The 21,639-nt window shown below is 70.6% G+C and carries 14 protein-coding genes; 3 read left to right on the top strand and 11 right to left on the bottom strand.

The annotated features are described in order from the left end of the window. Nucleotides 1-5: 5 nt before the first annotated feature. Both arfB and ASF49_RS01090 read right to left on the bottom strand, forming a co-directional pair. On the bottom strand, nucleotides 6-425 hold the full coding sequence (gene arfB / locus ASF49_RS01095) for an alternative ribosome rescue aminoacyl-tRNA hydrolase ArfB (RefSeq protein WP_056466390.1): 420 nt from the start codon (nucleotides 423-425) through the stop codon (nucleotides 6-8). 28 nt (nucleotides 426-453) lie between these two features. Further along, nucleotides 454-738, bottom strand: a complete 285-nt coding sequence (locus ASF49_RS01090; protein WP_056466387.1) for a BolA family protein — start codon at nucleotides 736-738, stop codon at nucleotides 454-456. Between the two features lie 130 nt (nucleotides 739-868). On the opposite strand from ASF49_RS01090, the gene ASF49_RS01085 reads away from it, so the two are divergent. From ASF49_RS01085 to cobT, 3 genes are all read left to right on the top strand, one after another. Then, entirely contained in the window at nucleotides 869-1,495 is a 627-nt protein-coding gene (locus tag ASF49_RS01085; RefSeq protein ID WP_056466384.1) for a J domain-containing protein, read from the top strand. Nucleotides 1,496-1,750: 255 nt separating this feature from the next. Continuing rightward, nucleotides 1,751-2,734 carry a cobaltochelatase subunit CobS gene (cobS, locus tag ASF49_RS01080; protein ID WP_056466381.1) on the top strand — a complete coding sequence of 328 codons (984 nt, stop codon included), beginning with the start codon at nucleotides 1,751-1,753 and terminating at the stop codon, nucleotides 2,732-2,734. Nucleotides 2,735-2,771: 37 nt separating this feature from the next. Then, nucleotides 2,772-4,673, top strand: a complete 1,902-nt coding sequence (gene cobT, locus ASF49_RS01075; protein ID WP_056466378.1) for a cobaltochelatase subunit CobT — start codon at nucleotides 2,772-2,774, stop codon at nucleotides 4,671-4,673. Nucleotides 4,674-4,713: 40 nt separating this feature from the next. On the opposite strand, the gene addA is transcribed toward cobT, so the two are convergent. The 9 genes from addA to ASF49_RS01030 all read right to left on the bottom strand — a co-directional run bounded on the left by addA (nucleotide 4,714) and on the right by ASF49_RS01030 (nucleotide 21,468). After that, nucleotides 4,714-8,199: a double-strand break repair helicase AddA gene (gene addA / locus ASF49_RS01070; RefSeq protein ID WP_056466377.1), complete on the bottom strand. Its 3,486-nt coding sequence runs from the start codon at nucleotides 8,197-8,199 to the stop codon at nucleotides 4,714-4,716. After that, on the bottom strand, nucleotides 8,196-11,324 hold the full coding sequence (gene addB, locus ASF49_RS01065; protein WP_056466374.1) for a double-strand break repair protein AddB: 3,129 nt from the start codon (nucleotides 11,322-11,324) through the stop codon (nucleotides 8,196-8,198). Before addB ends, addA begins: the two co-directional genes overlap by 4 nt. A 32-nt stretch (nucleotides 11,325-11,356) precedes the next feature. After that, nucleotides 11,357-11,824, bottom strand: a complete 468-nt coding sequence (locus ASF49_RS01060) for a PIN domain-containing protein (protein ID WP_056466371.1) — start codon at nucleotides 11,822-11,824, stop codon at nucleotides 11,357-11,359. Then, complete coding sequence (locus ASF49_RS01055; RefSeq protein ID WP_056466369.1) at nucleotides 11,821-12,102, bottom strand: hypothetical protein; 282 nt, start codon at nucleotides 12,100-12,102, stop codon at nucleotides 11,821-11,823. The genes ASF49_RS01060 and ASF49_RS01055 overlap by 4 nt, the downstream gene beginning before the upstream one ends. A gap of 119 nt (nucleotides 12,103-12,221) precedes the next feature. Next, nucleotides 12,222-12,959, bottom strand: a complete 738-nt coding sequence (locus ASF49_RS01050) for a nucleotidyltransferase family protein (protein WP_056466367.1) — start codon at nucleotides 12,957-12,959, stop codon at nucleotides 12,222-12,224. Nucleotides 12,960-13,015: 56 nt separating this feature from the next. Next, complete coding sequence (gene tsaE / locus ASF49_RS01045) at nucleotides 13,016-14,569, bottom strand: tRNA (adenosine(37)-N6)-threonylcarbamoyltransferase complex ATPase subunit type 1 TsaE (protein WP_082510804.1); 1,554 nt, start codon at nucleotides 14,567-14,569, stop codon at nucleotides 13,016-13,018. 192 nt (nucleotides 14,570-14,761) lie between these two features. Next, the gene (locus tag ASF49_RS01040; RefSeq protein ID WP_056467885.1) at nucleotides 14,762-17,254 is read right to left on the bottom strand and encodes a sensor histidine kinase; all 2,493 of its coding nucleotides are present in this window, start codon (nucleotides 17,252-17,254) and stop codon (nucleotides 14,762-14,764) included. Between the two features lie 303 nt (nucleotides 17,255-17,557). After that, nucleotides 17,558-18,958 carry an adenosylhomocysteinase gene (gene ahcY, locus ASF49_RS01035; protein WP_056466360.1) on the bottom strand — a complete coding sequence of 467 codons (1,401 nt, stop codon included), beginning with the start codon at nucleotides 18,956-18,958 and terminating at the stop codon, nucleotides 17,558-17,560. A gap of 374 nt (nucleotides 18,959-19,332) precedes the next feature. Next, entirely contained in the window at nucleotides 19,333-21,468 is a 2,136-nt protein-coding gene (locus tag ASF49_RS01030; RefSeq protein ID WP_056466358.1) for a VCBS domain-containing protein, read from the bottom strand. Between the last annotated feature and the right edge of the window lie 171 nt (nucleotides 21,469-21,639).

The following is a 21,639-nucleotide window of genomic DNA, read 5'->3' as shown; positions in this document are numbered from 1 at the left end:
GGCCCCTAATCCGCGCGGCTGCCGCGCAGGCGCTTGGTGGCGCTCCGCTTCGACTTGTCGTCGAGGCGGCGCTTCTTCGAGGCGAGCGTCGGGCGCGTGGCGCGCCGGGGCGTCGGCGGCACGGCGGCCTCGGCCACGAGTTCGGCCAGCCGCTCACGGGCATCCGCCCGGTTCCGGTCCTGGGTCCGGAAGCGCTGGGCGCTGATCACGATGACGCCGTCGACGGTGAGGCGCCGGCCCGCCAGGCGCATCAGGCGGACCGCCACCGCATCCGGCAGCGCGGCCGAGCGCCGGGCGTCGAAGCGCAGCTGCACCGCCGTCGAGAGCTTGTTGACGTTCTGCCCGCCGGGGCCGGAGGCGCGCACGAAGGTCTCCTCCAGTTCCGCCTCGTCGATGGCGATGTGGGGCGTGCACTGAAGGGCCACGGCGGGGTCTCTCGCGGGAAGTGTCGGGTCAGGACGCCTCGGCGGGCGTGCGGGCGCGCACCGCCAGGGCGTGGAGCCCGCGCTTGAACGCCGGCTCGAGGGCGGCGTTGACGATGCGGTGGCGCTCCACGCGGCTCTTGCCCTCGAAGGCGGCCGCGACCACGTCAAGGCGGAAATGCGTCTCGCCTTCGGGGCGTGCCCCCGAATGGCCCGCATGCAGGTGCGATTCGTCGATCACCGCCAGGTCCTGCGGCGCCAGTTGCGCCCGCAGCGTGTCGGTGATCCACTCCCTCAGGGTCACGGTCTCGGTCATCGCGGGCGTCTCCTCGTGTTTCCCGTCGTCGGGCGTCGGCGTCCAGCCTGCGTCAACCCCCCAACACCGCATGCGGCATCAGGCCCGCCGCTCTTGTGTCTCCGACCCGCCCCCTCATAATCGCCCTATCATGGATCTCAACTCGCCCCTGTTCGACAGCATCCGCATCAAGCCGTCCTGCGACGAGCCGAAGACGGCCGCCGCCCAGACCTGCGAGACCCCCGGGTGCAAGAACCCCGGGCTCTACCGCGCGCCCAAGGGCCGCAAGGCGGAGGGGCAGTACTGGCGCTTCTGCATGGACCACGTGCGGGCCTACAACGCCACGTACAACTACTTCGACGGCATGAACGACGCCGCCGTGCAGGCCTTCCAGAAGGACGCGATCATCGGGCACCGCCCGACCTGGGCGATGGGCGTGAACCCCGCCACGGCCGGCGACCGCGGCAAGGCGGCGCCCAAGCGCGACTGGGCCTATGTCGACCCGCTGGACATCCTGCGCGCCGAGGGCGTCGGCGAGCCCGCCCGCCGCAAGGCCGCGCCCGAGCCGCGCCGGCCCCGGCACTCGGCCGCGACCCTGAGGGCCCTCGACGTGCTCGGCCTCGACGAGAATGCGGACTCGGCCGCCATCAAGGCGCAGTACAAGGTCCTGGTGAAGCGCTTCCATCCCGACGCCAATGGCGGCGACCGCTCGTTCGAGGAGCGCCTGCGCGACATCATCCGCGCCCACGACGCCCTGCGCGCCGCCGGCCTCTGCTGAGGGGCCGGGCACCGGCGTTTCCGGAGTTCCGGCACGATCGATGCACGTTTTCCGGGGCTCCCCTGTTCTGGGTGGGCGGCAATCGCCGGGCGAGGCCCTATATGCAGCGCAGACACCCCTTGGCGCCGCCCGGCGTCGACCTTTAGATGGCGGTCGCGCGCGGTTCATCGTCCCCGAACCGCGAGACCCCGAAGTCCGACACAGCCCGCGCGTTCCGTGACACGCCCACGGCGCCCGCGCCCCGACGAGGTCCTTATGCTTTCTGACGTCTCGCCCGCCTCGCTCCCCGACCGGGAAGTCTCCGTCCGAGAGGCCTTCGGCATCGACCTCGATCTCCGGGTCCCGGCCTTCTCGCGGAGCGAGGAGCACGTGCCGGATCTCGATCCGGACTACATCTTCGACCGGGAGACCACCCTGGCGATCCTGGCGGGCTTCGCCCGCAACCGCCGCGTGATGGTCACCGGCTACCACGGCACCGGCAAGTCGACGCATATCGAGCAGGTCGCCGCGCGCCTGAACTGGCCCTGCATCCGGATCAACCTCGACAGCCACGTCTCGCGCATCGATCTCGTCGGCAAGGACGCGATCGTGCTGCAGGACGGCAAGCAGGTCACGGCCTTCCAGGACGGCATCCTGCCCTGGGCGCTCCAGAACAACGTCGCCCTGGTCTTCGACGAGTACGATGCCGGCCGTCCCGACGTGATGTTCGTGATCCAGCGCGTGCTGGAGCTGTCGGGCCGCCTGACGCTCCTCGACCAGAAGCGCGTGATCCGCCCGCACCCGGCCTTCCGCCTGTTCGCCACCGCCAACACGGTGGGCCTCGGCGACACCTCGGGCCTCTATCACGGCACTCAGCAGATCAACCAGGGCCAGATGGACCGCTGGTCGATCGTCACCACCCTGAACTACCTCGCCCATGACCGCGAGGTGGACATCGTCCTGTCGAAGGCGGTGCACTACCAGCGCGACGGCGGCCGGGACATCGTCAACCGCATGGTGCGCGTGGCGGACCTCACCCGCAACGCGTTCATGAACGGCGACCTCTCCACCGTCATGAGCCCGCGCACGGTGATCACCTGGGCCGAGAACGCCGACATCTTCCAGGATATCGGCTTCGCCTTCCGGGTGACCTTCCTGAACAAGTGCGACGAGCTGGAGCGCACCCTGGTGGCGGAGTTCTACCAGCGCGCCTTCGGCAAGGACCTGCCCGAGAGCGCCTCGAACGTCGCCCTGAGCTGACCCCCTCCCGTCCGTTTCGAGGAAGCCGTCGACCCGCATGTCGATCTCCAACCGCAAGCCCGGCGACCGGCGCGAGCCCGTCGCCGAACCGCTCAAGCGCTCGGTGGCGGGCTGCCTGCGCGCCATCGCCAAGCGTTCCGAGATCGAGGTGGTCTATGCCAGCGACCGCCCGGCGCTGACCGGCGACAAGGCGCGCCTGCCCGAGCCGCCGCGCAAGCTGACGCCCGAGGACGTGGCGATCCTGCGTGGCAACGCCGACTCGATGGCGCTGCGGCTCGGCTGCCACGACGTCGCCGTGCACCGTCGCCTCGCGCCCGAGAATGCCGGCGCTCGGGCGGTGTTCGACGCGGTCGAGCAGGCCCGCGTCGAGGCCATCGGCTCGCGGCGCATGGCCGGCGTCGCCTCGAACCTCTCGGCCATGCTGGAGGACCGCTACCATCGCGGCGGCAAGTACGAGGACATCACCGACCGGGCCGACGCCCCGATGGAGGATGCCGTCGCCCTGATGGTGCGCGAGCGCCTCACCGGCGCCGCGCCCCCCGAGGCGGCTCGCAAGATCGTCGACCTCTGGCGCTCCCATATCGAGGAGAAGGCCGGCGCGAACCTCGACGGGCTGATCGGCTCCATCGAGAACCAGCGCGGCTTCGCCAGGTCGGTGCGCGAGCTCCTCACCTCCCTCGACATGGCCGACGAGACGCCGTTCGACCCCGAGGACGACGAGAACGAGGACGAGAACGAGTCGCAGGACGACGAGCAGACCCCGAGCGAGGGCGAGGCCGAGGAGCAGTCGCAGGGCGACCGCTCCGAGATGGAGACCTCGCAGGAGGCCACGGACGAGTTGCAGGAAGGCGCCACCGAGGCCGCCGACGCCCCCTCGGGCGAGCTGCCGGACGAGGCCGAGAACGCCGAATCCGAGGAGGCCTCGGAAGCCTGGCGTCCGCCGTCGCAGCGGACGAACGAGCCGCGCGGGCCGGAATACAAGGTCTTCAACCCGCGCTTCGACGAGATCATCCACGCCGAGGACCTCTGCGACGCGGAGGAGCTCGCGCGCCTGCGGACCTACCTCGACAAGCAGCTCGCCCATCTCCAGGGCGTGGTCGGGCGCCTCGCCAACCGGCTGCAGCGCCGGCTCCTGGCCCAGCAGAACCGCGCCTGGGACTTCGATCTCGAAGAGGGTCAGCTCGACCCCGCCCGCCTCGTGCGCGTGGTCACCGACCCGTATCAGCCGCTCTCCTTCAAGCGGGAGAAGGACACGAATTTCCGCGATACGGTGGTCACGCTCCTGCTGGACAATTCCGGCTCGATGCGCGGGCGCCCGATCACCGTGGCGGCGACCTGCGCCGACATCCTGGCGCGCACATTGGAGCGCTGCGGCGTCAAGGTCGAGATCCTCGGCTTCACCACGCGGGCCTGGAAGGGCGGCCAGTCGCGCGAGGCGTGGCTCGCCGGCGGCAAGCCCAACACGCCGGGGCGCCTCAACGACCTGCGCCACATCGTCTACAAGAGCGCCGACGCGCCCTGGCGCCGGGCGCGCAAGAACCTCGGGCTGATGATGCGCGAGGGCCTGCTCAAGGAGAACATCGACGGCGAGGCGCTCGACTGGGCGCACAAGCGTCTGCTGGCCCGGCCCGAGCAGCGCAAGATCCTGATGGTGATCTCGGACGGCGCGCCGGTCGACGATTCCACGCTGTCTGTCAATCCCGGCAACTACCTCGAGCGTCACCTGCGCTGGATGATCGAGGACATCGAGACCCGCTCGCCGGTGGAATTGCTGGCCATCGGCATCGGCCACGACGTGACGCGCTACTATCGCCGCGCCGTGACGATCATCGACGCGGAGGAGCTCGGCGGCGCGATGACCGAGAAGCTCGCCGAACTCTTCGAGGAGGATGCCGGCACGCCGGCGCCCCAGAAGCGGGCCGCCGGGGGGCGTCGCTAGAATCCGTCCGGTTCGGGATGAACTCGACGGATTCCAGCGCTCACGCCGCCCTCTGCGCCAGCGCCGCGAGGGCGGCGGCGACCGCCTCGGCATCGAGCCGGCGGATGACCGGCCCCGAGGTCCAGACCAGCATCGGCACCACCCGGTGGCGCGGGTAGATCTCCGCCAGGAGCGCGGCGTAGAGGGCGATCTGCCCGGCTTCCGCTCGCGGCAGCGGCGCGCCCTCCCGCGGGGGCCGGCCGGTCTTGAAGTCGGCGACCCAGACCGTGTCCCCGGCGATCGCCAGGCGGTCGACGCGGCCGAAGACCGGGCGCGAGACCCCGCCGACCACGACCCGCCCCGACAGCGTCACCTCGGCCCGGGCCTCCCGCGCGAAGAGGGGCGCCAGGTCCGGCTCCTCGAAGAGGTGAAGGGTCGCGGCGACGATGCCGTCCTGCTTGGCCCGATCGAATCCGGGCGCGCGGGCGCGCACGAAGGCGCGCGCCGCGGCCGCCCGCTGGGCCGGCTCGATCCGCGGCAGGTGCTCCACCAGGGAATGGATCAGGGTCCCGCGCCGGCGCGCCTCGCTGTCGGCCTGGCGCTGGCCCGGCTCGCGGCGGATGTCGGCGGCCCCGAGAGCGCCGGACGGCGTCACCGGCGGGGCGGCCTCGATTTCGGCCGGGACGGGGGCCTCCAGCCAGGCCGGCAGGTCCGGCGCCCCGGGGACGGCGGAGGGGGCCGGAGCCGCCGATTCCGCCGCGCCGCCGTCGCGCCACAGGGTGGCGGGGCCGTGGGGCGTCTCCAGCCCCTCCCCGGGGCCGAAGGCGTGCTCCAGACCGGTGCGGATCATCTCGCACCAGGCCGCCTCGCTCGGGGCCTCGTGTCCCCGATAGGGCGCGATCACGAGGCGGTCGGCGGCGCGGGTCATCGCCACGTAGAGGAGGCGATTGTGCTCCTCGCGGGCCCGGGATTGCAGGGTGGCGCGGGCCTGGGTGACGGCCTCGCAGTCACCGGCCTTGGCCCCGGCCCAGATCGGCGGCAGCGGCGCGGCGCCCTGGCCGAACCGCTGCGCCCCCGGCAGGAGCGGCAGCAGCGGCGGGTCGTTGCGCCCGAGGGCCTCGCAGCCGTCGATGACGACCACCACCGGCGCCTCGAGCCCCTTCGCCCCGTGGACGGTCATCACCCGGACCTCGTCGCGACCGGAATCGAGGTCGCGCTTGACCGTGTGGCCGCCCTCCCCGCGCCCCGGCACCGTGTCGTAGCGGGCGAGGAAGCCGCCGAGGGAGGGGGCGTCCGGCGCCTGCTCGGCCTGGGCCGCCGTCATCAGGAAGACGTCGATGGCGTCGCCGGCCTCGCCGCCGAGGCGCGAGACCAGGGCGCGCCGGCCGCCCCGCGCGCCGAGCAGCGCGGCGTAGAACCCGAACGGTCCCTCGCAGGCGGCGAGGTCGATCCAGGATCTTAGGGCCGCGTGACCCCGGATCGCGGCCGGGTCGCCGGCGGCGGCGTGCCGGGCCAGCGCGTCCTCCAGGGTCTCGTGCAGGTCGCGGCGGGCGGCGATGCGCACGAGGTCGTCGTCGTCGAAGCCGACGAGGGGCGTCTTCAGGGCGCCGGCCAGGGTCAGGTCGTCGGCCGGCAGGAGCCCGGCGCGGCCCACCGCCACGAGGTCGTTGACGGCGATGTGGGCGGCGATGTCGAGGCGGTCCTGGCCGGCGACGGGCACGCCGAGCGCCTTCATGGCGCGGATGACCTCCTCGAAGGCCGCCGAGCGCTTTCGGACCAGGATCAGGATGTCGCCCGGGCGCCAGACCCGGCCGGTCTCGTCGCCGGTGGTGATCCAGGCGAGCGCCGCGCGGGCGACCCGGCGGGCGGTGACGATGGCCGGCGCGTTGGTCTCGGGCGCGTCGACGGGGGCCGCCCAGGCGTCGGGCTCGGGCTCGTCGGCCGGCTCCTCGATGGGCCAGAGCTCCACGGTGCCGGGCGCGGCTTTGCGCGCCGTGCTGTGGGTGGTGCCGACCGCCGCGTCCTCGAAGGACAGGCCCTCGTAATGCTCGGGAACCGCGAAGGTGGCGTCCACCGCGCGCAGGACCCCGCCGGCCGAGCGGAACGACAGGTTCAGGTGGACGTCCTCGAAGGCGAGGTCGGCTCCCTCGGCCGCCCGCTGCCAGGCGCGCCGCGTGGTCTCGAACTCGCGGGGCTCGGCGCCCTGGAAGCTGTAGATCGACTGCTTCGGATCCCCGACGGCGAAGCGCGTGCGGGCGACCTCGCGGGCGCCCTCGCCGGAGGCGAACTCGGCGGTGATGCGGCGCAGGATCTCCCACTGGTGCGGGTTGGTGTCCTGCGCCTCGTCGATGAGCACGTGGTCGACGCCGCGGTCGAGCTTGTACAGGACCCAGGTGGAATCGACCCGGCCGAGGAGGTCGAGGGTCTTGTGGATCAGGTCGTCGAAGTCGAGGGCGCCGAGGCGGGCCTTCTGGGCCTCGACCCGGCGGTGGATCTCGCCCGCGAGGGTGAAGAGCGCGTGGGTGCGTTCCAGGGCGCGCACGCCGCGGAGCGTGTCCTGCAGCGGCTCCAGCCGGTCGCGCTCGTCGCGCAGGGCCTGCTTGACATCCTCCGGCACCGCCTTCGTGCCGAGGCTCCTGTCGGCCTTCGGCGCCCCCTCCTTGGTGAAGAAGAGGGACAGATAGGTCTCCAGGGCCTCGCCGGGCGAGGCCGCCGCCTCCACCGCCAGGAGCTTGTCGGCGATGCCGTCGTCGGTGGCCTTGCCGGTGCGCAGCCGCCCGGCGAACGCGGTGAGATCGCCTAAGCCCCCGTTCAGCATGCGCGCCTCGATCGCCGCGGCGCTGTCCCCGGGCCGGACGCCGAGGGCGTCGGCCAGCGCGGCGAAGGGGCCGTCGAGGCCGAAGCGGCTGTCGAGCACGTCCCGCGCCCGCATGGCGCTGCGGATCGCCTTGCGCAGGGCATCCCCCGTCGCCTCGGGCCCGACGACGGCCAGCGCCTCGCCGAGCCGCGGATGCCGGCCGCCGATGGCGTCGGCCAGCACGTTCCCGGTCTCGATCCGGAACGCCTCCGCGGCCTGCGTCTCGTCCAGCACCACGAAGCGCGCCGGCACGTTCGCCTCGAAGGGGAACATGTGCAGCAGGCGTTCGCAGAGGGCGTGCAGGGTCTCGATCTTCAGGCCGCCCGGGGTCTCCACCGCGCGGGCGAACAGCCGCCGGGCCACCTGCAGGGTCTTCCGCGCAGGGCGCTCCCCCGTGAGTTCGGTGAGTTCGGCCGTGAGGGCGGCGTCGTCCAGGGTGACCCAGCGGCCGAGCACCCGGAAGACCCGGATCGACATGTTCGCCGCCGCCGCCTTCGTGAAGGTGAGGCAGAGGATGCGGGCCGGCGGCGCCCCGTCGAGGAGCAGGCGCACCACCCGGTCGGTCAGCACCTTGGTCTTGCCGGCGCCGGCATTGGCCGAGACCCAGGCCGAGGCACGCGGATCGGCGGCCCGGCGCTGGGCCGCCTTGGTGAGGTCGTCGACGACGAAGGCTTCGCGGACGGTCATCATGCATCCCCCTCCCCGCCGAGCGACCATTCGAGCACCCGGGCGAGGTGATCGTAGTCGCCGTAGGACTTGGCGTATTTCGGGTAGGGCCGCGAGGTGTAGGCCGCCTCGCCGGTGAGGAAGCGGGCGACGAGGCCGCGGAAGCGCGCGACGTGCTCGGCCACGATGGCGGCGACCTCGCGCTCGTCCCCGCGCGGCGGCTTCACCGCCAGGGGCTCGAAGGGTTTGCGGCCGCCCGAGGCGTGGACGTAGAGGAGATCGGGCGTCAGCGTGGTGGCGGGGAAGCCGTCGAAGGCGCCGGCCATCAGCATCGCCGCCTCCAGGGTGAGCTGGGGCGAGAAGCCGGCGAAGACCTCCTTGTTGCTCGGCGGCAGGCCGGTCTTGAAGTCGACGATGCAGGCCCCGCCGTCGCGGCGCCGCTCGATCCGGTCGGCCCGCGCCCGCAGGGTGAAGCTCTCGGCGCCCATCGGGATCACCCACTTGCCGGAGATCTCCGGGTGGACCCGCGCCAGCTGCGCCCGGCGCTCGACCTCCCAGGCCAGGAAGTGCGCAGCCAGCCGCTCGTAGCGTGGCCACCACTCGGCGTAGAGCTCAGGGTAGGTGTCGGAGATCGGCTGGAAGGCGTTGAGGGCGAGGCTGAACAGGCGCTCCACCGCCGTCTCGGGCAGCGCCTCGGGATGGTCCTGGGCGAACTGCCCCAGGATCTCGTGGATCAGCGTGCCGCGGTCGGCCGCGCCCGGCTCGGCCGCCACCGGGTCGAGCGGATCGAGGCCGAGGACGTGCCGGGCGAAGATCACGTAGGGGTCCCGCACCAGGGTCTCCACCTCGGTGACGCTCAGGGAGCGCGGGAACAGGGCCGGATCGGGCTTCGGCCGCGGCTGCTTCAGGCGGGCCTGCGCCGGGCCGGTGCCCTGGTCGAGGGCGGCGGCATAGGCCGAGAAGCGGCGCCCGGCATCGAGGGCCCGGTTCCAGCAGGCGTCGCCCGTGAAGGCGCGCAGGCGCTGCAGGAAGCGCGAGGGCACGGTCGGCGCGCCTTCGCGCTTGGCCGCCCGGGTGATCAGCGCGTCGTGGTGGCCGAGGGCCTGGACGAAGTCGTGGGCGCTCTGGCCGATGCGGCGCTCGGGCGGGTTGAGGCCGATGCGCTCGCGCATGGGCCGGTTCAGGAAGGCGTCGGTGGTCGTCTGCATCGGCCAGACGCCCTCGTCGAGGCCGCCGAGCACGACCCGGTCGACGCTCATCAGCCGCGCCTCCAGCAGGCCGAGGATGCGCAGGCGCGGATGCGGGCGCCCGTCGCTGCAGGCCACCATGCGCTCGCGGGCGAGCGCGGTGAAGAAGGCGGGGTAGTCGCCGAAGCGGCCGGGCAGCAGGCCGGGCTCGGCCATCTCCAGGTCGTCGAACAGGGTGTCGAGCACGCCCAGGGAGGCGTCGTCGACCGCCTCGCCCTCGGCCGCGTCGATCAGCATGTCGAAGGCGGCGCGATGAGCGGCGGCGTAGGCCACGAGGTTGCCGACGCCGCGGTGATCGGCGTCGAGGAAGCCGCCGAAGGCCAGTTCCAGCCGGTCGAGGAGGCCGGCGGCGAGGTCCCAGTCGCGCTCGGTCAGGCGGCGCTTGGCCCGGGGCCGGCGCCCGGTGGCGGCGCGCTGGTCGGCGAGCGCCTGCTGGAGCCCGGCAAAGCCCGGCGCCGGGGCCGGTCCGCGCAGGGCGCCGATCTCCAGGGCGGCGGCGGCCCGGACCACGTCGCTGCGCGGCAGGCCGAGCCGGACATAGGGATGGGACAGGAGCGTGATCAGCCGGGCCGGCTGGAGGTCGGCCGCGACCTCGGCGGCGAGGCGCGCCAGGCGCCCGGCCCGGCTGCGCGACAGGGCCTCGCCCCCCGAATCCTCCGCGACGATGCCCCAGCGGGCGAGTTCGGCCGCGACGCGCAGCGCCAGGGCGCGGTCGGGCGTCACCAGGGCGGCCGTGGCGCCGGGAGTCTCCAGGGTCTCGCGCAGGGCGATGGCGATGATCAGCGCCTCTTCGCGCTCGTCGCTGGCCTCGACCACGGCGAGGCCCTGCATCCCCTCCTGTGCCAGCCGGGCGCGCTCGGCCGGGTCGAGGGCGGCCCAGGCCTCGGTGGTCTCGGCCGGACGCAGGGCCTGCGAGAGCAGGCCGAAGCGGGCGCGAGCCGGGGCGGAGGGGTCTCCGAGGGTCGCCACCTGCGCCCGGTCGCGGCCGAGGCAGGCAGGGCCGAGAAGGCGGTGCAGGATCGCCTGCGGATGACCGTGGGCGATCTCGCGCGAGACGCCCTCTCCGGTCTCGATGGCGTCCCAGCCGGCGGCGTCGAGGTCACCGTCGAGGCCCGGCAGTACCACGGCGCCGCGCGGAAGCCCCGCCACCGCGGCGATCAGCCGGGCGGTGGCCGGCACCGAGCCGGTGGAGCCGGCCACGATCACCGGATCGGTCGGGCGGTCGCGCGTCAGCCGGTCCGCCTCGGCTAGGACGAGGCGGCGCGAGCGCGAGACCGGGTCGCTCATCCCGCGCTCGGCGAGGATCCCGGGCCAAGCCTCGGCGGCGATCCTCACGAAATCCAGGGTCAGGCCGAAGTAGCGCGAGTACTCGGCCTCGACGGCGCCCCCGATCTCCGCCCAGGGCAGGCCCTCGACGGTGAGCGCGTCCATCAGCCGTTCGAGGTCGGCGGCGAGCCCGATGGCGTCGGCGGGGGAGGACGGGACCAGGAAGGGCACGTCGTCGTCGATCGGGAGCAGCGTGCGATCCACCGCCTCGGCCCAGCCCTGGACGAGGCGGGCGAGGATGAGCCGGCGCTCCAGGGGCGGCATCGCCGGGGCGAGCAGGTCCGGGCCGTTCTCGAGGAGCGGGTTGGCGGCCAGATCCAGTTCCGCCTCGTCGGCCTCGCCGAGCGGCACCATCCGGGGCAGCAGGGCCGCCTGGCCGAGGCGCGCGGCGAGGATCGCGGCCAGCGCCCGCACCGCCCGCTGCGTCGGCAGGTAGAGGGTGACGGAGGCGAGGGCGAAGGGGTCGTCGCCGATCTCGCCGACGAGGCGCCCCGAGATCAGGGCGTCGGCGAGGGTCGGCAGGAAGGGCGCGCCGGGCGGGATCGAGAAGACGTGCGGCGAGAAGACTTGGGGCAAGGAACTGTCACCTGGATCCAGATCCGCGGCTTTCAAACGTGCAACCAGCTTTCTCGCTCATGAGAGAAATTGATCGCCCGCCTGCCGGCCGAGACACTGGCTATGTAGAGATCGAGATCGTCGGTCAGCAGGACGATCTCTTCGGACTGAAGGGCCAGCAGAGCAGCGTCCGTCAATCCGAGCTTGTGAAATGCCGGCTCCGCGATGGCCTCGCGACTGGAGATGAACGTCTCGACCGTTCCGTCGACGAGATGGCGAAACACCTCGATGACCGCGTCCAGCCCCTTGTGACCGAACTGCCTCATCAGGTTCGACGTCTCGGTGAGGACGTTGGGCGTCACAACGACGTGGTCGGAATAAGCAAGGATTCGGACGAGCAACCTGAAGTCGTCGGCGGTATAAGAATTCGTTCTCTTGTGCAATCGTATGAAATTCTCTGACGCCGTTCCGACCACGAGCAGCAGCAGAAGATTCGTATCGATCGCGTAGATCTGCTTCACTGATCGTTCACGGGCCGGTTCGTAATGGACACCAAGCTGCCATCCGAGTCCTTGATCCTGACCGTCTTGTAAAACCTCGGAACGTTCCCAGGCCGTCCCGCCAAGACGGGGATCGATGATTTCGCATCCCAGATCCAAGAAAATCCAAGGGTGATCAGCCAGTTGTCATCCTGATTCTCACGCCGCACTTCCTCGAGACCGATATTGGTGATTCCTTCCTCGGCGAACATATCGGAAAAATAACTCTTCGCCCTGACGATCGCTTCCTTCGCATCCATGACGAGACTCCATCGGACCTGCCGGCCGATCTGCCATCGCATCGTCCTGCCGACGCAACGACGAGCGACAGCGCCCAGCGGCAATGGTTCGCACCTAAGATAAGCTGAAGCGCAGGACTTTACATCACCGGCGCCGTGGACTTCACCCGGGCCTCGGCCGCCGTGATCGCCTCCGGCGTGCCGACGTGGAGCCATTGCCCGTCGAGGCGCAGTCCGTGCAGGCGGCCGGCCGCGATGGCGCGGTCGAACAGGAGGTTGAGGGAGAAGGCGCCCTCGGGGGTCCCGGCGAAGAGGCCGGGCTTCAGGATGGCGACGCCGGCATAGATGAAGGGTGCCACCTCGCGCTCCCCGCGGCGCTCCAGGGCGCCGGAGGAATCCATCACGAAGTCGCCGTTGCCCTCGTAGCCGAGGCTGGTCGCGGTCGGGGCGACGAGGAGGAGGATGTCCATCGTCTCCGGGTTCCAGGCGGCGATCAGGCGGCCGAGATTCGAATCCGGCCCCTCCAGCCAGAACGAGTCGGCATTGAAGACCACGAACGGGTCGTCACCGAGGAGCGGCAGGGCCTTCTTCACGCCGCCGCCGGTCTCGAGCAGGGCGTCGCGCTCGTCCGAGAGCACGATCTTCGGAGCCGTCCGGCGCTTGCCGACATGGCCCTCGATCAGGTCCGCGAGGTAGTGGACGTTGACCACCGCCTCGGTGATGCCGCCCTCGGCCGCCCGGTCGAGGGCATGGTCGAGGAGCGCCCGTCCGGCCACCTCCACCAGAGGCTTGGGCACCGTCGCGGTGATCGGGCGCATGCGCTTGCCGAGACCCGCCGCGAGGACGAAGGCGCGGGTGATGGGAGCTGTGTCGGACATGGCGGCTTCGTTTCGTGGGAAGGTCTCGGGCGGGCGCTGACTGCCGTCCGGCAGCCTCACGCGGGCATCGCGGGTCCTTGAGCGCCCTCGCCCGGCTCCGACGCGCCCGCGGCCTTGGGCACGAGGTGCGGCAGGTGCGCCTCGTGCCAGAGGCGCAGGTGGGTCAGGGCCGGGTGGTTGAGGTTGCGCGCGAGGTAGCCCTCGATGCGCGGCAGGTGCGCGAGGTAGGCCGGCTTGCCGTCGCGCCGGTCGAGGCGGGCGAAGATGCCGAGGATCTTGGTGGCGCGCTGGGCCGCCAGCACCGCGTAGGCGCGGGCGAAGGCCTGCATGTCGAAATCGGGCTCGCGGGCGCGGCGCTCGCGCACGTAGAGGCCGAGGAGGCGCAGCTCGAACTCGGCGCTCGCGTCCACCCGCGCATCCTGGAGGAGCGAGGCGACGTCGTAGGCCGGATGGCCGAGGACCGCGTCCTGGAAGTCGATGACGCCGATGCGCTCCAGCCCCTCGCGCTCGGGCAGCCAGATCAGGTTCGGCGAATGGTAGTCCCGCAGGGTCCAGGTCGGGCGGTCGGGCTTGACGCCGTCGAGCACCTCCGCCCACAGGGCCACGAATTCCGAGCGGGCCGGGTGGGGCAGCTCGGCGCCCCGGATCGCCGGGCAGTACCAGTCCGGCAGCAGCTCGGTCTCGAACACCAGGGCTTCGAGGTCGTAGGGCGGCAGCACGTGGTCGATGCCGTCGGCGACCGGCAGGACGCCCGGCAGCTCGGTGGCGTGGAGCTTGGCCAGCAGGCGGACCGCCTCGGCGTAGCGCTCCGGGCGCGGACCGTTGGCGTCGACCACCGGCTCGGAGCCGAGGTCCTCCAGGATCAGCAGGCCCTCGGCGAGATCCTCGCCGTAGATGCGCGGTGCCGAGAAGCCCAGCGCCCGCAGGCCGCGATCCATGCCGACGAAGGCGTGCACACTCTCGGCGAGCTTGACGATGGCGCTGTAGGGGCGTCCGTTGCGCACCGGCGGACCGTCGGCGCGGGGCGGCGAGATCATCAGCACGGCGCTCTTGCCGTCCGGCTTCACCAGGCGCTCGTAGGCGCGCGAGGAGGCGTCGCCCTGCATGGTGATGCGCGTGGCCTCGTCCCAGCCGCTGCGCACGAGCAGGATGCGCAGGGCGCGGGCCCGCTTCAGCCGGGCGGCCATGCCGCCGCTGCCGTCGATGCGGGCGAAGCGCGCGCCGTCCCCGAACTCGGCCCGCAGGGAGAGGTCGACGGTCAGCATCGGCGCGTCGCGGGGTCCGAGGCGCTCGGGCCATTCCACCAGGGTGATGGCGGTCTCGGCCATCTCGTCGAAGCCGAGCTCGACGAGTTCGTCGGGGCTGCGCAGGCGATAGAGGTCGGCATGCACGATGGGGCGCCCGTCGGCCGCCTCGTAGGGCTGGATCAGCGTGAAGGTCGGGCTCGGCACGTCGAGGTCCGGGTCGCCCACGAGTTCGCGGATCAGCGCGCGCGCCAGGGTGGTCTTCCCGCCGCCGAGGCCGCCGGACAGGGCGACGATGTCTCCCGGCACGAGGAGGCCCGCGAGGAAGCGGCCGAGATCCTCGGTGGCGCCCTCCTCCGGAAGCATGATCTCCCAGGCCGATTTCACCTCACGCTGGGGGCTGTCGGCACCATCCTCGTTCAACGCCCAATTCCTCCCTGGCCGTGCGCCGCCGCGACCGGACCCGGATCGCGCGGAGCCTCGCTGTCATACCGGAGCATCCTTAACCAAATCGCGGGCGGGGCGAAGGCTCCATGGGGATTAGCCCCGGGACGCCCCCTACTCGGCGGCGTCCCGGTGCGCGGTCGGCTCGGTGATCGGGAAGGTGCAGGTGACGCGGGTGCCGGCCCCGGGGGCCGAAACCAGGCTGACCCGCCCGCCGTGCAGCTCCACGAAGGAGCGCACGATCGACAGGCCGAGGCCGACGCCGCGGTGGCGGGTGCCCAGCGTGTGGCTCTCGAACCGGTCGAAGACCCGGGCGGCGACGTCGGGCGGCATGCCCTGGCCCTGGTCGGCCACCGCCAGGGTGAGCTCGGCGGCGTCGCGGCGGACCTCCACGCGGACCTGCTGGCCCGGCGCCGAGAAGCCGACGGCGTTGGACAGGAGGTTGAACAGGATCTGGCGCACGCGCTTGCCGTCGGCGACGAAGGTGCCGACGTCGTCGGGCACGTCGAGGGCGAGGGTGATGGCGGAATCGGCGAGCCGGTCCTCCAGGCCGCGCACGGCGGCGTCGACGGTGGCGCGGACATCGACCACCTCGCGGGTGAGTTCGAGGGAGCCGGCGTCGATGGAGGCGAGGTCGAGGATGTCGTTGATCATCACGAGCAGCGCTCCCGAGGAGCGCATGATGTGCCCGGAATACTCGCGCTGGCGCTCGTTCAGGGCGCCGACCGTCTCGTCGCCGAGGAGCTGGGTGAAGCCGATGATGTTGGTGAGCGGCGAGCGCAGCTCGTAGGAGACGTGGTTCACGAAGGTGTCGCGCAGCTGCGAGGTGCGCTCCAGGGCGTCGTTCTTGTCCGTGAGCGCGCGCTCCACGTTCACGCTGGCGGTGACGTCGATGAGCGTGAGCAGCGTCGCGCCCTCGGGCAGCGGCTGGGCGGCGCAGTCGAGCACGGTGCCGTCGACGATCTCCAGGCGGCAGGTCAGCCCGGCCCGGCTCTCCAGGCCGGTGATGGCGCCGCGGATGTCGATCCACGGGTCCTCGTCGGGCGAGAGGGTCTGGCAGGCGGCGATGACGGCATCGACCCGGGGGCGCTCGCGCAGGGTCTCGGGGTCGAGGCGCCACAGGGTGGCGAAGGCGCGGTTGGCGAAGGTCAGGCGGCCGTCGGCGCCGAACACCGCCACCGGCTCCTTGAGGGTGTCGAGGGTCTCGGCCTGCACCCGCATCAGGGCGTTGTAGCGGGATTCGAGCTTCATGTTCTCCGAGACGTCGTCGAACAGGTAGGTCAGGCCGCCCTGCGGGTTGGGATCGGCGACGACCCGCAGCGAGCGCCCGTCGGGCAGGTACCACCAGGCCTCGTTGGCCTCCACGGCGCGGTAGGCGGCGAGCACGTCGGCCTTCCAGGACTTGAAGTCGGCCTGCTCGGGCAGCTTGCGGGCGGCCCGCAGCCGGTCGAGGATCTCGCCGTCCAAGGGACGGCCGTCGAGGAAGGCCGGGTCGAGGTCCCAGAGCTGCCGGTAGGCGGCGTTGTGGAAGATCAGGCGCTGACGGGCGTCGAACATCGCCACGGCGGTGGGCAGCTGGTCCAGGGTGCGGACGTTGGCGTCCATCTGGCGCTGGAGGTCGGCCCGCACGCTCTCGAGCTCCGAGACGTCGACGGCGATGCCGACGCGGCCGGTCTCGATGGCGCTCTCGGTGACGTCGAGGGTCCGGCGTCCGCCCGCCACGACGGCGGACAGGCGGTGGGCCGCACGTCCCCCGGCCGTCGGGCGCGCGGCCTCGTCCCGGGCGATGAGTTCCCGGGCCTGCCGGTCGAGGAGCTCGACGCCGCCCTCCAGGGCGCGCTCGCGGGTGCCCGCCTCCACCGCCGCCACGTAGGCGAGGTTGACCCAGGCGAGGACGCCGTCGCGGTTGCGGCGCCAGACCGGCTGCGGGATCGCGTCGAGGAGGCTGCCGAGCGCCGAGAGTCCGCGCTTGGCCTCGTGCAGGGTAAGGCGCAGGTCGATCAGTTCGCGCTTCTCGTCCGTGGTCTCCCGCAGCCGCAGGATCGCGCGGCCGGACAGGGCCTGCCCGTGCGCGTCGATGAAGCGGCCCGACTGGGTGCGCAGGCTCAGGCGGAAGCCGGCGCCTCGGGCGCGGAGCGCCTCGACCGCCGTGTTCAGGGCATCGGCGTCCACCGCATGCAGCCAGGTCTCGAAGGCGGGCACGCCGAGGTCGGCGTCGCCGGGCGAGCGCCGGCCGTCGATGAGGCCGACATCGCCCTCGATGGCCGGCGCCCCGCGGCCCGACCAGGTGACGAGGACCTGACGCTCGGCGTTCAGGAGCATCTCGGCACGGTCGTGGGACTCCCGCAGGGCCGACAGCTCCGTGACGAGGTCGCGCTCGCGCCGGGTCCAGCGGCTGCGCTCGCGCATGTGCAGCAGGGCGACGATGGTGGAGAACACCGTCAGCCCGATCAGGATCGCGAGACCGGCGGCGTTGTGCGTGTGTTGCCCGAATCCCGAGGCGGCGGCGCTGGCATCCATCCCCGTCCCGGCCGCCCAGGCCGGTCGCACGGCGACGACGAGAGAGCCGGCGCACAGCAGGGCGCGCGCCGTTGGTTCGACCCTCATGATCCGTCCCGCCTCCACGAATCTTCGATGAGACGCCGAAGGGCGCCCATCCCGCAACCGCCCGGAGGCCGGCTGCGAGCCACTCCATCTGAGGAATCAGCCCACACTAGCGCGAGGCGGAATCGTCCCGGAAGAGGGTTAAGCTTAACTTTGGAGGCTTCGGGGGCGATGGCCGCGCAGGGGCGCAGAAAAGCCACACTGCGCAGGCGCGGCGGGCGGGGCCCGGACGCGCGGAAGCCCGGCACGGGGCCGGGCTTCGCTGTCGTTCGTCGCGGCGCCCCGAGAGGGGCGCCGGAGCGGGTTTCAGTAGCGGTAGTGGTCGGGCTTGAACGGGCCGTTCTCGGAGACGCCGATATAGGCGGCCTGGTCGGGGCGCAGCTTGGAGAGCTTCACGCCGATCTTCTCGAGGTGGAGGAGCGCCACCTTCTCGTCGAGGGCCTTGGGCAGGGTGTAGACCTGCTTCTCGTACTTGCCCGGGTTGGTCCAGAGCTCGATCTGGGCCAGCGTCTGGTTGGTGAACGAGGCCGACATCACGAAAGAGGGGTGGCCGGTGGCGTTGCCGAGATTCACCAGGCGACCCTCCGACAGGAGGATGATGCGGTGGCCGTCGGGGAAGGTGATCTCGTCCACCTGCGGCTTGATGTTGGACCACTGAAGGTTCTTCAGGCCGGCGACCTGGATCTCGTTGTCGAAGTGGCCGATGTTGCACACGATGGCGCGGTCCTTCATCGCCCGCATGTGCTCGATGGTGATGATGTCCTTGTTGCCCGTCGCGGTGACGAAGATGTCGGCGCGCGGGGCGGCGTCCTCCATCGTCACGACCTCGTAGCCTTCCATCGCGGCCTGGAGCGCGCAGATCGGATCGACCTCGGAGACGAGGACGCGGCAGCCGGCATGGCGCAAGCTGGAGGCCGAGCCCTTGCCGACATCGCCGAAGCCCGCGACCATGGCGACCTTGCCGGCCATCATGACGTCGGTGCCGCGGCGGATGCCGTCGACCAGCGACTCGCGGCAGCCGTAGAGGTTGTCGAACTTCGACTTGGTGACGGCGTCGTTCACGTTGATGGCCGGGAAGAGCAGCTTGCCCTCCTTGGCGAGGTTGTAGAGGCGGTGCACGCCCGTGGTGGTCTCTTCCGAGACGCCCTTGATCGAGTCGGCGAGACCCGCGAACCAGCCCTTCGGCTTCTCGGCGAGCTTCTTCTTGAGGAGCGCGAAGAAGATCTCCTCCTCCTCCGATTCCGGCTTGTCGAGGAAGGCGGTGTCGCCGTTCTCGGCGCGCAGGCCCAGGTGCACGAACATGGTGGCGTCGCCGCCGTCGTCGAGGATCATGTTCGGCATGCCGCCGTCATGCCAGTCGAACAGCTTCGAGGTGTAGTCCCAGTACTCCTCCAGGGTCTCGCCCTTGATGGCGAAGACCGGGATGCCGGCGGCCGCGATGGCGGCGGCGGCGTGGTCCTGGGTCGAGTAGATGTTGCAGGAGACCCAGCGGATGTCGGCGCCGAGCGCCTTCAGGGTCTCGATCAGCACGGCCGTCTGGATCGTCATGTGCAGCGAGCCGGCGATCTTCGCGCCCTTCAGGGGCTGCGACGGACCGAACTCCTCGCGGGTGGCCATCAGGCCCGGCATCTCGGTCTCGGCGATCGAGATCTCCTTGCGGCCGTAATCGGCCAGGCCGATGTCCTTGACGATGTAATCCTGGGCCATGGGTACTTCCTCCGTGGTCTGGCTGCGGGCTGGCGCAGGCCATAGCAGGACCAGGCGGCGGAGGCAATCAAGATATAAAGATGTCTTTATGCGAATTGGTTCCGATGCGCTGCGGTCTGCCTGACGCGGGTTCGGGCCATCACGTCCGACGATCCATCCCGAACGAAGCGGCAGGCGATACGGTCCACACCTCCCGCCCCCCCGCTCGACCGGGAGGCAGGACGCGAGCCCTGGCGGGACACGATCCGCGCCGTGCCCGTCGCCGACGGCGTATCGACCGCGCACATGAACCGGAATGGAGCATTTAAATGAAATGGGCCGCCGTTTCCGGCGACCCAAATCTTCAATGCATCAATGCAGACGAGACAGTCACTTCAGACCATGAACAGCAGATCGTCCATAACGAGAATCCCACTGCCTCCGGTGTGATTCAGCACGAGCTGGTCGATGTGCCCCCAGTCGACTTCGACTTTCGTGCTCCGACCCAGATCGAGCACCTTTTCGCCGACGAGGACGCCGTTATTGAAGCCCTGCAGGTCCACATGCGAGTTCTGTAGATTGAGGTCGGCGAAATAACCGCTCTGAAATTCGAAGTCTGCTCCATCGGCTCGGCTGATCGTTGTCGGGGTCGCCCCAAAGTAGTTGTTCAAGCCCACGAACGATCCTGAACCTTGACTGTTGTTGGCCACACCCGAGTAACCGTAATTTTCATGCATCGCGATCATTTCGTAGCTGCCACTCGAAGCAGAATCCCATTTGAAACCTTTGTAATTTGAAATATCTCCGTAACTTTGATTGTTGGCCGCGCTGGTCCCAGGAACATCTTCGAAGGTGACCAACAGATTTCCGGCCTTCGCCGGCTCATCCTGCCCTGCAATGCTCACTTTGATCTGTTGGCTGGCCGTTCCATCCTGCGAGTTCACGGTGAGCGTATCATAGACCGTCTGTCCCGTGGCCAACGCCTGCACGTTGGCGTCGCCGTTGCGCAGGGTGTAGTCCCAGGCCCCGTCGTTGAAGGTGAAGTCGCCGTAGGTGCCGTGCAGCGCCGAGGCCGAGACATCCGCGAAGTGGTTCTGGCCGGCATCGAGGTCGGACACGGCGAGGGTGCCGGACGCCTTCAGGACACCGTCTTCCTTGACGGCACCGACCGCTTTGCCGGAGATCGCGGCGACATCGTCCACGCCCGTCACCGTGACGGTGACGGAGGCGGTGTCGACGAAGCCCTGGTCGTCGGCGACCTTGTACTGGAAGGTCACGTCGGCCTGCTCGCCGGCCTTGAGGTACTGAAAGGCCTGGCCCGGATCGTAGACGACGCTCTTGCCGTCCTGGCTGATCGTGGCCGTGCCCTGGAGGCCCGAGGCGAGGATTTCGGTGACGTGCAGGGCCGTGTTGCTGGCCGCCAGCAGGTCCTTGTCGTTGGCCAGAACCTGGATCGTGACCGGGACATCCTCCGTCGTGGTCGCCTTGTCGGCGGCCGCGAGGACGGGGGCGACGATCTCGAGCTTCTCGAACTGCCGCACCGCGATGTCGGCGGTCTTGAACTGGTACATCCAGTTGCCGTCACCGGCGAGATGCTTCTGGAAGCCCTGGAGGTCGGCGAGCACCGCCGCGTCCTGCGCCTCGGCGGCGGTGAGGACGAGCTGGAGGGTGTCCGAGCCGCCCTCGCCCCAGAGATCGATATGCGCGCCGCCCTTGCTCTGGGCGAGGGTGAGCCGCGCGACGTCGTTGCCGTCGCCGAGGTAGACGAGGTCGGAGCCGCCGCCGAGGATCACGCGGTCGTTGCCGCCGCCGGCATAGATGGTGTCGTTGCCGGAACCCGTGGTGATCACGTCGGCGCCGGAGCCGGTGTAGATGCGGTTCAGGCCGTTGCCGACCGTGATCGTGTTGTTGCCCTCGCCGGCATAGATCTCGTTGTTGCCGGATCCGGCCGTGATGACGTCGTGACCGGAGCCCGCGGTGATGCGGTTGGAGCCGCCGCCGGCGTCGATGACGTTGTTGCCCTCGCCGGCGTTGATCTGGTCGTCGCCCGAGCCCGCGGTGATGCGGTCGGCGCCGGAACCGGTGTTGATCGTGTTCCGGCCGTCGCCGGCCCGGATGACGTTGTTGCCCTCGCCGGCATTGATCTGGTCGTCGCCGGAGCCCGTGACGATGGTGTCGTTGCCCGAGCCGGCATTGACCTGGTTCCGGCCGTCCCCGGCATCGACGGTGTTGTCGCCCTCGCCGGCGTTGATCTGGTCGTTGCCGGCGCCGGCGACGATGCGATCGGCCCCCGAGCCGACGTTGATGGTGTTGTTGCCCGCGCCCGCATCGATGACGTTCAGGCCGTCTCCGGCATTGATCTGATCGTCACCCGCACCGGTCGTGATCTGGTCGTTGCCAGATCCGGCATTGATCACGTTGCGTCCGACCAGATCGATGACTCTGTTGTTCCCCTCGCCGAGATTATAGTTGTCGTCGCCATTACCGCCGAGATACGTATCGTCAGCATTGCTACCATTGAACGTTGCCATCGCGCCCCCCCCAGTTTCTTAATATCGTCTCAACGCGATTTGTTTAAGAAAATTTTCTGGATTGGGGAAGCGAGATTTCCCAATATTTCTGGCAAACGACTACTTAGGGTGCCCAATTAACCTAAATGCCGGGATTTGACTTCTCCACAGAGAACACGATCATCGGCGTCA

The organism is Methylobacterium sp. Leaf104, assembly GCF_001422885.1.
In the GTDB taxonomy this organism is placed as follows: Bacteria; Pseudomonadota; Alphaproteobacteria; order Rhizobiales; family Beijerinckiaceae; genus Methylobacterium.
The sequence above is the reverse complement of the archived record's forward strand: the minus strand, read 5'-3'. Positions and strand labels throughout refer to the sequence as shown.